General features: G+C 45.0%; 12 protein-coding genes and 1 rRNA gene. All 13 read left to right on the top strand.

The features are described 5' to 3' along the window. A 5S ribosomal RNA gene (gene rrf, locus M2444_RS31715) occupies positions 1-95 on the top strand; the annotation flags it as partial. Positions 96-515: 420 nt separating this feature from the next. Then, on the top strand, positions 516-1,688 hold the full coding sequence (locus tag M2444_RS31710; protein ID WP_094871858.1) for a GNAT family N-acetyltransferase: 1,173 nt from the start codon (positions 516-518) through the stop codon (positions 1,686-1,688). Positions 1,689-2,074: 386 nt separating this feature from the next. Beyond that, positions 2,075-2,536, top strand: coding sequence for a CtsR family transcriptional regulator (locus tag M2444_RS31705; protein ID WP_042131251.1), 462 nt, complete (start codon positions 2,075-2,077; stop codon positions 2,534-2,536). A gap of 30 nt (positions 2,537-2,566) precedes the next feature. Then, positions 2,567-3,091 carry a protein-arginine kinase activator protein McsA gene (gene mcsA, locus M2444_RS31700; RefSeq protein ID WP_042192214.1) on the top strand — a complete coding sequence of 175 codons (525 nt, stop codon included), beginning with the start codon at positions 2,567-2,569 and terminating at the stop codon, positions 3,089-3,091. Between the two features lie 28 nt (positions 3,092-3,119). Next, positions 3,120-4,184 (top strand): protein-arginine kinase McsB, encoded by a 1,065-nt coding sequence (gene mcsB / locus M2444_RS31695; protein WP_042131249.1) that lies wholly within the window; start codon positions 3,120-3,122, stop codon positions 4,182-4,184. Positions 4,185-4,219: 35 nt separating this feature from the next. Then, the gene (gene clpC, locus M2444_RS31690; RefSeq protein ID WP_042131248.1) at positions 4,220-6,688 is read left to right on the top strand and encodes an ATP-dependent protease ATP-binding subunit ClpC; all 2,469 of its coding nucleotides are present in this window, start codon (positions 4,220-4,222) and stop codon (positions 6,686-6,688) included. A 193-nt stretch (positions 6,689-6,881) separates the two neighbouring features. After that, entirely contained in the window at positions 6,882-8,249 is a 1,368-nt protein-coding gene (gene radA / locus M2444_RS31685) for a DNA repair protein RadA (RefSeq protein ID WP_280788976.1), read from the top strand. A gap of 14 nt (positions 8,250-8,263) precedes the next feature. Continuing rightward, complete coding sequence (gene disA, locus M2444_RS31680) at positions 8,264-9,340, top strand: DNA integrity scanning diadenylate cyclase DisA (protein WP_042131246.1); 1,077 nt, start codon at positions 8,264-8,266, stop codon at positions 9,338-9,340. A gap of 64 nt (positions 9,341-9,404) precedes the next feature. After that, complete coding sequence (gene pssA, locus M2444_RS31675) at positions 9,405-10,142, top strand: CDP-diacylglycerol--serine O-phosphatidyltransferase (protein WP_280788975.1); 738 nt, start codon at positions 9,405-9,407, stop codon at positions 10,140-10,142. 179 nt (positions 10,143-10,321) lie between these two features. Beyond that, the gene (locus M2444_RS31670) at positions 10,322-11,410 is read left to right on the top strand and encodes a PIN/TRAM domain-containing protein (RefSeq protein ID WP_042131244.1); all 1,089 of its coding nucleotides are present in this window, start codon (positions 10,322-10,324) and stop codon (positions 11,408-11,410) included. A gap of 95 nt (positions 11,411-11,505) precedes the next feature. Further along, complete coding sequence (gene ispD / locus M2444_RS31665; RefSeq protein ID WP_094877210.1) at positions 11,506-12,204, top strand: 2-C-methyl-D-erythritol 4-phosphate cytidylyltransferase; 699 nt, start codon at positions 11,506-11,508, stop codon at positions 12,202-12,204. Further along, positions 12,201-12,689, top strand: coding sequence for a 2-C-methyl-D-erythritol 2,4-cyclodiphosphate synthase (gene ispF / locus M2444_RS31660; protein WP_094877209.1), 489 nt, complete (start codon positions 12,201-12,203; stop codon positions 12,687-12,689). The genes ispD and ispF overlap by 4 nt, the downstream gene beginning before the upstream one ends. 53 nt (positions 12,690-12,742) lie before the next feature. Next, the gene (gene gltX, locus M2444_RS31655; RefSeq protein WP_280788974.1) at positions 12,743-14,206 is read left to right on the top strand and encodes a glutamate--tRNA ligase; all 1,464 of its coding nucleotides are present in this window, start codon (positions 12,743-12,745) and stop codon (positions 14,204-14,206) included. Positions 14,207-14,312 lie beyond the last annotated feature (106 nt).

Below are 14,312 nucleotides of genomic sequence, written 5' to 3'. Positions count from 1 at the left end.
TTCCACGCGTACCCATCCCGAACACGACCGTTAAGCCCTCCAGCGCCGATGGTACTTGGACCGAAGGGTCCTGGGAGAGTAGGACGTTGCCAAGCACAATTAGACCACTGTTGAGTAATCGACAGTGGCTTTTTTGCGTTTATTGTAGACTGTGGAAAACTTGTGGATAAACTTTTGAATTTGCAGAAAAGTTACGCACATGTGGATAGATGATTGAGAGAAAAATAATCCCTAAATAGTGTGGATTAAATACATATTTATATGGATCTGTCAACAAAAAACCTAAGTAATACACGGGTTGCTGTGGATATAGCGAGAATTATGTGGATAGAGCTATTGATAAGTGGATAACTATTTTAACTTGGATAGGACAAGATTTCAAGACTATTTTTAAACCTGCATAGAGCTGTGGATAACTGAAAATAAAGTTATAAATAATGCAATAGATTAGCGCACAATTGACGCTCTTGTTATACTTATCCTAAAAGTAATTTTATAAAGGATGAGGTGAGTTTGTGGTAATAAGACAGTTACGTTCAGAAGAATTTGATGCGAGCATGAACTTGTCAGAATATGCTTTTCAGTACAAGCTTCCTAGTGAAAAAAGGGCAAGTGCAAAGGAAAGATTCAAGGCTGAACAGGTATGGGGTGCTTTTGAGGATGGAACATTGGAAGCTAAATTGACGATTATTCCTCTCCAAGTCTACATACAGGGCAGAGTGGTACCTATGGGTGGTATAGCAGGAGTAGCTACATGGCCAGAGAACCGCAGACAAGGGCATGTGGCAAATCTTTTGTCTCATGCGCTGCATACGATGAATGAGGCAGGTCAAACGCTCTCTTTTCTACACCCGTTCCTGATTCCGTTTTATCGTAAATTTGGCTGGGAGGTTTATTGTGAATATAAGAAATACTCTATTCCAGTAGCGAAGTTTCCCAAAAAGGTTGAAGTTGAGGGCAAGGTTAAACGGGACATCAAAGATATCGAAGTATTGGATAGCCTATACAATCGATTCGCTGTCAGTTATAACGGGACACTTAAGCGCGATTTGGACTGGTGGGAGAACTCTGTTCTAGAAGATGAAGGAAAGAGTGCAGTATTTTACTCCAAGAGTGGTGAACCAGAGGGATATGTGCTGTATAAGATAGAGAACAGAGAACTGGTCATTGATGAATTTGTTTTTTTGAATGAACAAGCTCGGCAGGGGCTGTGGACATTTCTTGCGAACCATGATTCGATGGTGACCGGTGCATCCTTAAAGCTGGTGCCTTCGGATGACATGTTACCTTTCTTGCTGCCAGATCCACGTATAGAACAAGAGAATTATCCTTATTTTATGGGGCGGATTGTTAATGTCAAGTCATTCATTGAAACATACGCCTTCAGAGGAAACAGTAGTCAAAAGAAGCAGCTTATATATATCGAAGATAAGTATGCACCTTGGAATGATGGATTGTGGGCATGGAACATCTCTAATGAGGGATCGGCTACTTTGACACGAGTGGAAGGGGAACGGGCGGAAGCAGACTTAAACTGTGATATAGGCACATTGACGGCCTTGATGCTTGGATACAAACGACCAACAGAGATGGCTCGTTATGGAAGTGTCTCTGGCCACGCAGCAGCAGTGGAATGGTTTGAAGAAATTATTCCACAAGCACAGACAGCTTTATTTGATCATTTTTAAAATATAAGAAAGCATAAGTTCAACGCTATACATTATCGTTATATTTCTCGCATAAACGCTTATTGTCCTAATAAGGACAACGAAGACGTTTATTCTTGACAAAAATTAGGCTCTCCCCTTCGAAAGAAGTTGGGAGAGTTCTTTATTTCCGAATACATTCGCTGAAAAAAGTGAAAAATAAGAGAATCCACTTGGAATTAGCACAGAATATGTTATAATATTAAAAAGTCAAAGAAAGTCAAAGTCAACGAAGCTTAATGACAGCGATCCGATCCTTTGAACGCGTGGGATTATCCACAAATGTTTAAGTTCAATTAAAGACCATTGTCATTATGAATGCAAGTTGCAATCGGTATTATAAAGATTCAAGCACTGGAGGATGAGTGATGCGCAATATCTCTGATATTATCGAACAATATCTGAAGAATATTTTGCATGAAAGTCCCGAAGGTACGGTGGAAATCCAGCGAAATGACCTGGCGGACCAGTTCTCATGCGTACCGTCACAGATCAATTATGTCATCAGTACACGCTTTACTCTGGAAAAAGGTTATGTGGTGGAAAGTAAGCGGGGTGGCGGGGGATATATTCGTATTCAACGTTTTGAATTACCACCAAACGTGGCACTGCATGCCCATTTAAACCATACTATAGGTGGCGGGATTGATCAGAACGCTGCTGAAGGGCTGATTTATCAGCTGGAGGAAGCTGGTTTTCTAAGTAAGCGTGAAGCGTGCCTTATGCGCGCTGCTGTTTCTCGGGAATGCCTAACGGTTAAGATTCCATACCGGGATGAGATTCGTGCCAAGATTATGAAGGCGATGTTAATCTCTTTGTTAGGCAAATAATTGTCAACCATAAGGGAGGGGCTTTCGCTTATGCAATGCCAGGAATGTGGCGTCAAGCCGGCAACACTCCACTTCACTAAGATCGTGAATGGAGAGAAGACAGAGTTTCATATCTGCGAGAGCTGTGCACGGGAGAAGGGTGAACTCATTCCCGGAACGGCTGGAGGATTCTCTATCCACAGTCTGCTCTCAGGTCTGCTTGATCTTGAAGGTGCCGGCAAGGAGAAGTCGGCTGCAACGAAGACTACGCAGAGTCTGCAGTGTGAGAATTGTGGGATGACGTACTCCCAGTTTAGCAAATTAGGCCGTTTTGGCTGTAGCTCCTGTTATGAGTATTTTAACAGTGCACTGGACCCGCTTTTTAAGCGAGTGCATGGCAGTACTTCACATGTAGGTAAGATTCCGAAACGTGCAGGAGCTCAGATTGTATTTAGACGCCAAATTGATGAACTCAAGCAGGAATTACAGCAAAGTATTACACAAGAGGAATTCGAGAAAGCAGCGGAGCTGCGAGATCAGATTCGTAAACTTGAAAAAGAAATAGCACAAGAGTAAAGTCTTTGATATATAGGGGGGATATGACATGTCAAGTCTCCGATTTACTGAACAAGCGCTTAGTGATTGGATGCGTTCTGGAGGTAGTCACTCCGAGATTGTAATTAGCAGTCGTATGCGTATTGCCCGTAATCTAGAGCATCTTCCGTTCCCAATGCTGGCTTCCTTAGAGCAATCGGAAGAAGTATTAGAGCTACTGGCTCCTGTGTTTCATGAGGAAGCAGCTGCAGATTTCGGATCTTTTCAACTCCTAAAGCTTGATGAAGTGAATGAACTGGACAAAAAGGTACTGGTTGAGAAGCATCTAATCAGTCCTAACTTGGCTAATGATTCGCGCAGTGCGGCTGTTTTATTAAATGAAGATGAGTCGGTCAGCATCATGATTAACGAAGAGGACCATCTGCGAATCCAATGTCTGTTTCCTGGTCTTCAGGTCAGAGAAGCATGGGAACGTGCGACGGCGATTGATGATATATTCGAGGCAGCTGTCAATTACGCTTTTGATGATAAAAGGGGATATTTGACTAGTTGTCCCACCAATGTGGGTACTGGGCTTCGTGCCTCGGTAATGCTGCATCTGCCAGCGCTTGTAATGACTCATCAGATCAACCGCATATTGTCTGCAGTGAACCAAGTGGGATTGACTGTAAGAGGAATTTACGGTGAGGGTAGCGAAGCAGTAGGGAACATCTTTCAAATTTCTAATCAGATCACTCTCGGTCAAACGGAAAGTGAAATTATAGAGAATCTTCACAGTGTAGTTACCCAGATTATAGAGCATGAGCGAAATGCACGTGAACGGTTGCTTGTTGATTCCGCCTTGAGAATAACAGACCGAGTGAAGCGTTCTTACGGAATTTTATGTTATGCAGCTCTTATGGAGCTTAAAGAATCTGCTCAACGCCTGTCTGATGTGAGACTTGGAGTTGACCTTGGCATTCTGGAAGGCCTTTCGATTTCAGTGCTTAATGAACTTAACGTTAAGACACAGCCAGGATTTCTGCAGAAGATGTTCGGCGATGAGCTGAACGCCACTGAACGAGATATGTATCGGGCAAAACTGCTTCGAGAGACATTGGGAACACAACATTAATATAGATATTTACTATTCATGGAGGTGCAGGAGATATGATGTTTGGAAGATTTACGGAACGCGCACAAAAAGTGCTAGCGCTGGCGCAGGAAGAAGCTGTTCGTTTAGGACACAACAATATTGGTACAGAACATATTTTGCTCGGACTTATTCGTGAAGGAGACGGCATTGCTGCTAAGGCATTAATAGCTTTAGGGCTAGGTCTTGAAAAAATCCAGGACGAAGTGGAGACATTGATTGGCAGAGGTCAAGAACAGCCTACGAACATTGCTTATACTCCTCGCGCTAAAAAAGTGATTGAGCTGTCGATGGACGAAGCCCGCAAATTGGGTCATACGTATGTTGGCACTGAGCATATTTTGCTTGGACTTATCCGTGAAGGGGAAGGTGTCGCGGCTCGTGTGCTTAATAACCTCGGCATCAGCTTGAACAAAGCTCGTCAACAAGTGCTTCAGCTTCTGGGAAGCAGCGAGGCTGCCTCTAGTCATAGCGGGACTCCGGCTAACGTCAGCACACCGACCCTAGATGGTCTTGCGCGCGATTTGACCGCTTATGCTAAGGAAGGCAATCTAGACCCAGTTATCGGCCGTAGTAAGGAAATTGAACGTGTTATTCAGGTACTGAGTCGCCGGACTAAGAATAACCCGGTACTGATCGGTGAACCTGGTGTTGGTAAAACAGCTATCGCTGAAGGACTTGCACAAAAGATTATCAATAATGAAATCCCAGAAACACTTCGCGACAAACGCGTCATGACGCTCGACATGGGCTCAGTAGTGGCTGGAACAAAATATCGCGGTGAGTTTGAAGACCGCCTCAAGAAAATTATGGATGAGATTCGCCAAGCAGGTAATATCGTGCTCTTTATCGATGAGCTTCATACGCTAATCGGTGCTGGTGGCGCGGAAGGAGCCATTGACGCATCTAACATTCTGAAACCGGCGTTAGCCCGTGGAGAACTTCAGTGCATTGGTGCGACTACGCTTGACGAATATCGTAAATATATTGAAAAAGATGCAGCACTCGAGCGACGTTTCCAACCGATCACGGTGGATCAGCCGTCTCCTGAGGAAGCGGTCCAAATTCTTTTCGGACTTCGCGATCGTTATGAAGCGCATCACCGTGTGAAGATTACGGATGAAGCTATTGTGGAAGCAGTGAAGTTGTCCGACCGTTACATCCCGGACCGTTTCTTGCCAGATAAAGCGATTGACCTTATCGATGAAGCAGGATCTAAAGTAAGGCTTCATTCTTACACCATCCCGCCAAATCTGAAGGAACTTGAAATGCGCTTGGATGATATCCGCAAGGAGAAGGATTCCGCAGTGCAGAGTCAAGAGTTTGAAAAAGCGGCGGCCTTGCGTGATACAGAGCAAAAAATCCGTGAAGAACTCGATACGACAAAGAATCAATGGAAAGAAAAACAGGGTCGCACGGATTCAGAGGTTACACCTGAAGACATTGCACAGGTTGTAGCTAGCTGGACGGGTATACCTGTAAGCAAGCTGAAGGAAGAGGAGACCGACCGTCTACTTAACATGGAGGCTTTACTGCATGAACGAGTGATCGGTCAGGACGAAGCTGTTAAGGCAGTTAGCCGGGCACTGCGCCGTGCGCGTGCGGGTCTTAAAGATCCGAAACGCCCAATGGGTTCTTTTATCTTCCTCGGTCCTACAGGTGTAGGTAAAACTGAGTTGGCTCGTGCATTGGCTGAAGCCATGTTCGGCGATGAGAATGCGGTCATCCGTATTGATATGTCGGAATACATGGAGAAGCACTCCACGTCCCGCTTAGTCGGAGCTCCTCCTGGATATGTTGGCTATGAAGAAGGCGGCCAATTAACCGAGAAGGTACGCCGTAAACCTTATTCTGTAGTGCTGCTTGATGAAATTGAAAAAGCGCACCCAGAAGTATTCAACATTTTGCTGCAAGTACTTGAAGATGGTCGATTAACTGACTCTAAAGGACGGGTAGTCGATTTCCGTAATACATTAATTATTCTGACTTCTAACGTAGGCGCACAAGCGATCAAGAAGAATTCGACACTTGGATTCACAGCTGTGCAAGATGCTGGAGCAGAATACGGTAATATGAAGGGCAAGGTTATGGAAGAGCTGAAGAAGAGCTTCCGTCCAGAGTTCTTGAACCGGATTGACGAAATCATCGTCTTCCACTCCCTTGATGAGAAGCATATTGCTGAAATCGTTACGTTGATGTCTGATGAGCTGCGCAAGCGACTGCGTGAATATGATGTTGATTTCGTACTCACGGATGCGGCGAAGGCTTTCCTGGCTAAGGAAGGCTACGACCCAGCCTTTGGTGCACGTCCATTGCGTCGTGCGATTCAGAAGCATATTGAAGACCGTCTTTCCGAGGAATTGCTCCGAGGAAATATCCAAAAGGGTGATTCGCTCAACATTGATGAAGTTGGCGGAGAACTTGTAGTGAATAAAGTGGATGCTCCTGTAGCGCCATTGCTTGAAAAAGAAGTAGAATCCGAATAAAAAAATGGAATAAAAAAAGCTTCCGCTCCTCAGTTTATAGAGGGGCGGAAGCTTTTTTAATATAAATTTATCACTTAAAAATATACATTTAGTACAAATTCCGAATGACCTTTCGTTAAAGGGGCAGAAATGGTAAACTTTCATTAGAAGAAAATATCCGCAATTTAAAAGTTCGGAACCGTAAGGAGAACAAATGGCTAAACCAAAAACTAAATTTTTCTGCACCGACTGTGGATACGAATCACCAAAATGGTTCGGAAAATGTCCCGGGTGCCAAGCTTGGAACTCCATGGTGGAGGAAACAGAAAGCGTAGTCAAAACACAGGGAATGAATGCCCCTATTTTTCATAGTAAAGAAAAGGCACAATCGATCATAAGTATAGAAAGTGACAAGGAACCGCGCATAATGACAGGTATAGGTGAGCTTAACCGTGTTCTCGGTGGGGGGATCGTGCCAGGATCGCTGGTACTAGTAGGGGGAGACCCAGGAATCGGTAAATCTACGCTCTTATTACAGACGTCGCATGCTCTGACAACTCAGGGATTGCGAGTACTGTACATTTCGGGCGAAGAATCGGTAAGGCAAACTAAGCTGCGTGCGGATCGCCTCGGGGCGTTGTCAGCTGAGCTATATGTACTATGTGAGACGAATATGGAAAGCATAGAAGAAGCGATTGAACAAATTCAGCCGCAATTTCTTGTTATCGATTCGATTCAGACTGTATTTATGCCAGAAGTAACTAGTGCGCCAGGCAGTGTGACCCAGGTTCGGGAATGTACGACAAGATTTATGCGTATCGCTAAGATTCGGGGAATTGCTACAGTTCTCGTTGGGCATGTCACTAAGGAAGGCGCTATTGCAGGCCCACGGATGCTTGAACATATGGTGGATTGTGTGCTGTATTTTGAGGGAGAGCGGCATCATACGTATAGACTCCTGCGGGCTGTAAAGAACCGCTTCGGTTCAACGAATGAAATCGGCATTTTCGAAATGGGTGAAGTGGGTCTAACCGAAGTAGAAAATCCATCAGAGCTCTTTTTGTCGGAGCGTCCACTCGGCGTAGCCGGATCTACAGTTGTGGCCAGTATGGAAGGGACTAGACCGGTGCTTGTTGAGCTTCAGGCTCTTGTCGCTGCCACTCATTTCCCCTCCCCTCGCCGGATGTGCACAGGTATGGATCACCAGCGGATGGCACTCATTATCGCTGTACTGGAGAAGCGGATGGGTATGTTCCTGCAAAATCAGGATGCTTACCTTAATGTAGCTGGAGGAGTAAAGCTGGATGAACCGGCGATTGATTTAGCAGTAGCTATTAGTATCGCTTCCAGCTTTCGTGATATTTCAACAAAACCTTACGATGTTTTCTTCGGTGAAGTAGGACTTACAGGTGAAGTAAGAGGTGTTTCGCGCGCGGAAATGCGTGTGAAGGAGGCCGCGAAGCTAGGCTTCCGGCGGGTGATCATGCCAGAGAAAAGTTTGAAAGGCTGGAAGCACCCGCAAGATATCCAGATTATTGGCGTCAGTACCGTAGCAGATGCACTATCGGTCGCGTTAGATTAGGGGGCACAGGGATTATGAAAGAATATAACCAATTAGAGAATATGAATGATCTGCTCAGACTGGCAGCACCGGGGACACCCTTTCGGGAAGGTCTTGAGAATGTGCTGCGCGCTAAGACGGGAGCACTAATCGTCGTTGGATATAGTCCTGAGGTGATGGAGGTAGTGGATGGGGGATTCTCCATTAACTGCGATTTTTCGCCCAATTATTTATATGAGCTTGCCAAAATGGACGGTGCCATTATTCTTAGTGAGGATTTGAAACGCATTTTGTATGCAAATACACAGCTAATTCCGGATTCGTCCATCTCTTCCATCGAGACAGGCATTCGTCACCGGACCGCCGAGCGCGTAGCGAAGCAAACAGGTAAACTGGTGGTTTCTATTTCACAGCGCCGCAATATCATTACCCTGTATCAAGGTTCCATTCGGTATGCGTTAAAAGAAATCGGAGCTATCTTGGCTAAAGCTAATCAAGCGATTCAGACCCTCGAAAAGTACAAAGCGGTTCTTACACAAGGACTGACGAATTTGTCTGCTTCGGAGTATGAGGGAATCGTAACCGTGGCCGAAGTGGTCGGAGTGATTCAGCGGGTAGAGATGGTTTTACGCATAAAAATGGAGATTAAACGATATATAAATGAACTAGGCAACGAAGGGCGCTTAATCAGCATGCAGATGGAAGAACTGGTTGGAAATACAGAGGAAGAAGCATGGCTCCTATACAGAGACTATGCTAAGGAAGAGCAAGAAGATAAAATTCGTGAAATTATTGCCGGTCTCAAACGTATTAGTGATGATGACCTAATGGATGACAACCATATTGCTCGATTGTTGGGCTACTCTTCTACGGCAATTTCTTCTGAAGAGGTGGTTACTCCGCGTGGATATCGCCTGCTTAATAAGATTCCGCGGCTTCCAAATGTGATCATTCATAATCTGGTGGAGCGGTTTGAAATGCTGCCTAATTTGATGTCTGCAAGCATAGCTGAACTGGATGAAGTGGACGGAATTGGGGAGGTGCGGGCTCGTAATATTCAGGATGGGCTCAAACGTTTACAGAAGCAAGTTCTTATTGACAGGCAAATGTAAATAACATACAATCACGTAATATTGGAGCTGTTTAAGGCCAATGTGAGAAAATTGAGGTGAAGAAATGATACAAAAATCAATTCCGAGTCTTTTTACCATAGGTAACTTGATGCTCGGAATGTTTGGTATCATGATGGCGTTTGACGGTAAAGTTAGCATGGCCGCTATCATGGTTATTATTGCTATGCTGTTAGACGGATTAGATGGCCGAGTTGCTCGTGCACTTAAATGTGAGAGTGAATTTGGTAAGGAACTGGACTCTTTGTCTGATGTCGTTTCTTTTGGAGTAGCACCTGCTGTTATTATGTACGTCTCAAGCCTGCATGATTTAAATTCTGCATTAGCCTGGACAATAACTGCAATTTTCCCGGTGTTTGGTGCATTGCGCCTAGCTCGCTTTAATGTTCATCCAGGAGTTCCTGGTTATTTCATCGGATTGCCAATTCCTGCTGCTGGTGGTGTACTTGCCACATTAGCTCTTTTTAATAAAGATGTTTCCGCTCCATTTATGATCGTGGCTACATTGCTTTTATCATATTTGATGGTCAGCACTGTTAAATATCCTAATTTTAAGAAGGTTGGATTACCTAAAAAAGTGGTTGTCGGAGCGCCAGTAGTCATTGTTGTTGCGGTGGCTGTTGCTGTTGTGTTCCCTGAACAAATTGCTAAGCTAATCTTCGTCTTACTTGGGATTTACGCGTTATATGGTTTTAAACAAAACATTGATCGATTGACAGCCAGACGCCGTCACCGTCGTAGAAGACGTTCTGAAGATAAAGTGTATCACTCGAAGAACGGTTAAAGCGGTCTTGTAGTAAGGTTGAACTAATATAATTATAGCTAGAGGCTTTGTCGTCCTTAGGGGATGGCAAAGCCTTTTTGCAATTCCAGCGCTATCCCAAGTTTATCGTCTTGAAAATTGGAACATACTGGTGAGGTATTGATCATTCAAGGATGAATAAAAAGGAGGTGCGTTAGGTTATGTGGAAAAAAGTGATATTGTCTTTTGCTTTAATATGTGGTGCTTGGTCTGGTTTTTCGCTATACCATGCGCTTGAAAGAGGATTCCCTAAGGGGATGGAAAAGCTGAGTGAAAGTTTACCTGTAGAGGGAAGCATTTTGTTTACGGTGCTGGGTGCCATTATTTTTTTGTTTGCGGGGTCTTTATGCGCGGAATGGGGAGGTTCAAAACTGCGGGAGGCGGTTCTGTACTGTTCGCGTATACCAATGAATGAATTAGCTGCAGGTGCAGCTGGGCTTACAGGGGGGCTTTTGCTATCTCTTCTGTTATATCCTGCAATGATTTGGCTTGGAAAAGCTGGGCAGTTGCTGCAGGTACCCGTTACGTTAGCTTTTGGATATATGGGGCTGCGGATCGGTCTGGAGAAAAAAGAGGAACTAGCTGCACTTTGGACAACTGGACGCTGGGGGCAAGCGGCTGAGCCGGAAGGTCGTGGGCTGGAGGAACATAAAATCCTCGATACAAGCGTTATTATTGATGGTCGGATCGCTGATATTTGCAAAACTGGATTTATTGAAGGAACGATTGTCATACCGGAATTCGTACTTGAGGAGCTCCAGCACATCGCAGATTCTTCGGATCTTTTGAAACGGAATCGTGGACGGCGGGGACTTGATATACTCAATAAAATCCAAAAAGAGCTCGATGTGAAGGTGTTAATCTATGAGGGAGATTTTGAAGAAATTTCTGAGGTGGATAGTAAGCTGGTGAAGTTAGCGAAGGTACTGCGAGGTAAAGTAGTTACTAATGACTTCAACTTGAATAAGGTTTGCGAATTACAGGGAGTCTCAGTCCTGAATATTAATGATCTTGCGAATGCCGTGAAGCCCGTAGTGTTACCTGGTGAGGAAATCGTAGTTCAGGTCATTAAGGATGGCAAAGAGCATGGACAAGGGGTAGCCTATTTAGACGATGGAACAATGATCGTTGTGGAAGGCGGACGGGAATACATCGGAACCACGATGGAGGTTCTCGTCACGAGTGTGCTTCAAACTTCAGCTGGACGGATGATATTTGCGAAGCCAAAGCTGCTGGAAAAAGCACAATAGGCGTAGATAAAGTGCACGGCAAATGTCCTATGGGTTGGAAATGCCCGCCAAACACGTTATGATGGGAATATACGTGAAAGACAGGAGCCTGAGTAATGTCAAACAGTGTGGGCGTCGTCATTGTGGCGGCAGGCAGAGGAACGCGAATGGGGACTGTAGAGAGCAAGCAATATCTGTTACTACAGGGTAAACCAGTAATCGTTCATACGCTGGAAGTATTTCAGCAGCATGACTTGATTTCCGAAATCGTGCTCGTAACCGGTAAGGAAGATATTGAGCGTTGCCGGGAATGGATACAGCTCTATAAGCTGGACAAGGTTAAGGCTATAGTGGCTGGTGGATCTGAGCGTCAGCATTCCGTACATAAAGGATTGTTGAAACTTACGACACAGTGGGTAATGGTACATGATGGTGTTCGTCCGTTTGTGCAGCCGAATGAAATTGAGGCATGTTATGAGCGAGCGAAGCAGATCGGCGCTTCAGTTCTTGCTGTACCCGTCAAAGATACGATCAAACAGGTAGATAACGAAGGTAGAGTACTGTCTACGCCGGATCGGCGAAGTCTGTGGGCGATTCAAACCCCGCAGACTTTTCGTCTTTCTGAATTGCTGGATGCCTATGCGGCCGCGGAGCGGGATGGATTTCTAGGTACTGATGATTCCAGCTTGGCAGAGCGTGCTGGTATTCCGGTTTCTGTGGTAGAGGGAAGCTACAGAAATATTAAGATTACGACGCCAGATGATTTGGATTTTGCAGAATTCACAGAAAGAAACAGGGGAGAGGGACAATCATGATCGCTGTAGGACAAGGATTTGATGTACATCAACTGGTTGAGGGAAGGCCTTGTATTATTGGAGGCGTTACGATTCCTTATGAAAAAGGATTAGTAGGACATTCCGATGCTGATGTTCTGCTGCACGCAGTAAGTGACGCGATACTAGGCGCACTAGGACTTGGTGATATTGGCAGACATTTTCCGGACACAGATCCAGCGTTTAAGGACGCGGATAGCTTGAAATTATTAGAACAAGTGTGGGCACTTGCTAGAGAGCGAGGGTACAAGCTTGGGAATATCGATTCAACGATTATTGCCCAAAAACCAAAGATGGCGCCGTACATTCCACAAATGACGGAGATTATCGCTCGTGCGCTTCACGCGGACCCGTCCAAGGTGAACGTTAAAGCTACGACTACTGAACAGCTTGGTTTTGCCGGTCGTGGCGAAGGAATTGCCGCACAATCTATTGTCTGTCTACTCCAAGATGTGATATCATCTTGAGACGGTCTAAGTAGCAAATCTAAGTTTTAACCATATGAAGCGGAGGGAATATAATGACGGATCAAGTCCGGGTGCGTTATGCACCGAGCCCTACGGGACATTTACATATAGGTAACGCCAGAACGGCGCTGTTTAACTATCTGTTCGCCCGTAATCAAGGCGGTAAGTTCATCATCAGAATTGAAGATACAGACGTGAAGCGCAATGTCGCAGGCGGCGAAGAGAGCCAGCTTAAGTATTTGAAATGGCTAGGCATAGATTGGGATGAGAGTGTTGATGTTGGCGGAGATTACGGACCTTACCGCCAGACTGAACGTCTTGACCTATATCGTGTATATTGGCAGGATTTGCTGGATAAAGGTTTGGCTTACCGCTGCTACTGCACAGAGGAAGAACTGGAAGCAGAACGTGAAGAACAGACTGCACGTGGAGAAACCCCTCGATATTCCGGCAAACACCGTGATTTGACGGAAGAACAACGCCTTGCGTTTGAAGCTGAGGGACGAGTAGCTAGCATTCGCTTCCGTGTACCAGAAGATCGTACGTACACGTTCGATGATATCGTAAAAGGTACTATTTCTTTTGATACGAAAGAAATGGGTGATTTTGTTATCGTGAAGAAGGACGGAATTCCGACCTATAACTTTGCGGTAGCTGTTGATGATTATTTGATGGCTATCACCCATGTACTACGTGGGGAAGATCATATTTCCAACACACCACGTCAGCTTATGATCTATGAGGCTCTTGGTTGGAAACCCCCAATATTTGGTCATATGACACTGATTGTCGGTGAAAACCATAAGAAACTTAGCAAGCGGGATCAATCTGTAATTACATTTATTGAGCAATATGATGAATTGGGTTACTTGCCTGAGGCTTTGGTTAACTTCATTTCTCTACTGGGCTGGTCGCCAGAGGGAGAAGAGGAGATCTTCAGTAAAGAAGAACTTATTTCTATTTTTGATGCGGACCGTTTGTCCAAAAGTCCGGCTGTATTCGATAAGCACAAGCTGGCGCATCTAAATAATCACTATATTAAGCATGCTGATCCTAAACGGATCTCGGCATTAGCGATTCCACATCTGCAAAAAGCGGGAAAAATACCGGCTGAGCTGAATGATGAGCAGCAGGCATGGGCAGAAAGCCTTGTAGCACTGTATCAAGAGCAGATGACCTCTGCCTCCGATATCGTAGAGCTATCTGAACTATTCTTCCGCAGCCATCTGGAGTTAGAAACAGAAGCGGCGCAGGTTCTGGCGGAAAGCCAAGTGCCTGAAGTTTTGTCTGCTTTTCTAGCTAAGGTTGAAGCTTGTCAGGATTTCAGCGCTAGTAATATGGCTGTACTGATCAAGGAAGTGCAGAAAGAAACAGGGCACAAAGGCAAAGCGCTCTTTATGCCGATACGTGTGGCTTTAACCGGACAAACGCACGGACGTGATCTTAATATAACGATTGCTTTGCTCGGCCAAAACCGTGTCATCGAACGTTTGAAATCACAAATTAAAGGAGCTTAAGGTAGTATTACTTATCATTAAGCCTCTTGTCAGTCCCTTAGCTTTTACGCTAAGATAGAACCATATGATAATAGCTGTGATCAGGAGAAGTACGTCCATAAAGGCA

This window comes from Paenibacillus sp. PastF-3 (assembly GCF_029893135.1).
Lineage (GTDB): Bacteria > Bacillota > Bacilli > Paenibacillales > Paenibacillaceae > Paenibacillus_AQ > Paenibacillus_AQ nitricinens.
Note: the sequence above shows the minus strand (reverse complement) of the source record. Positions and strands in the feature narration are given on the sequence as shown.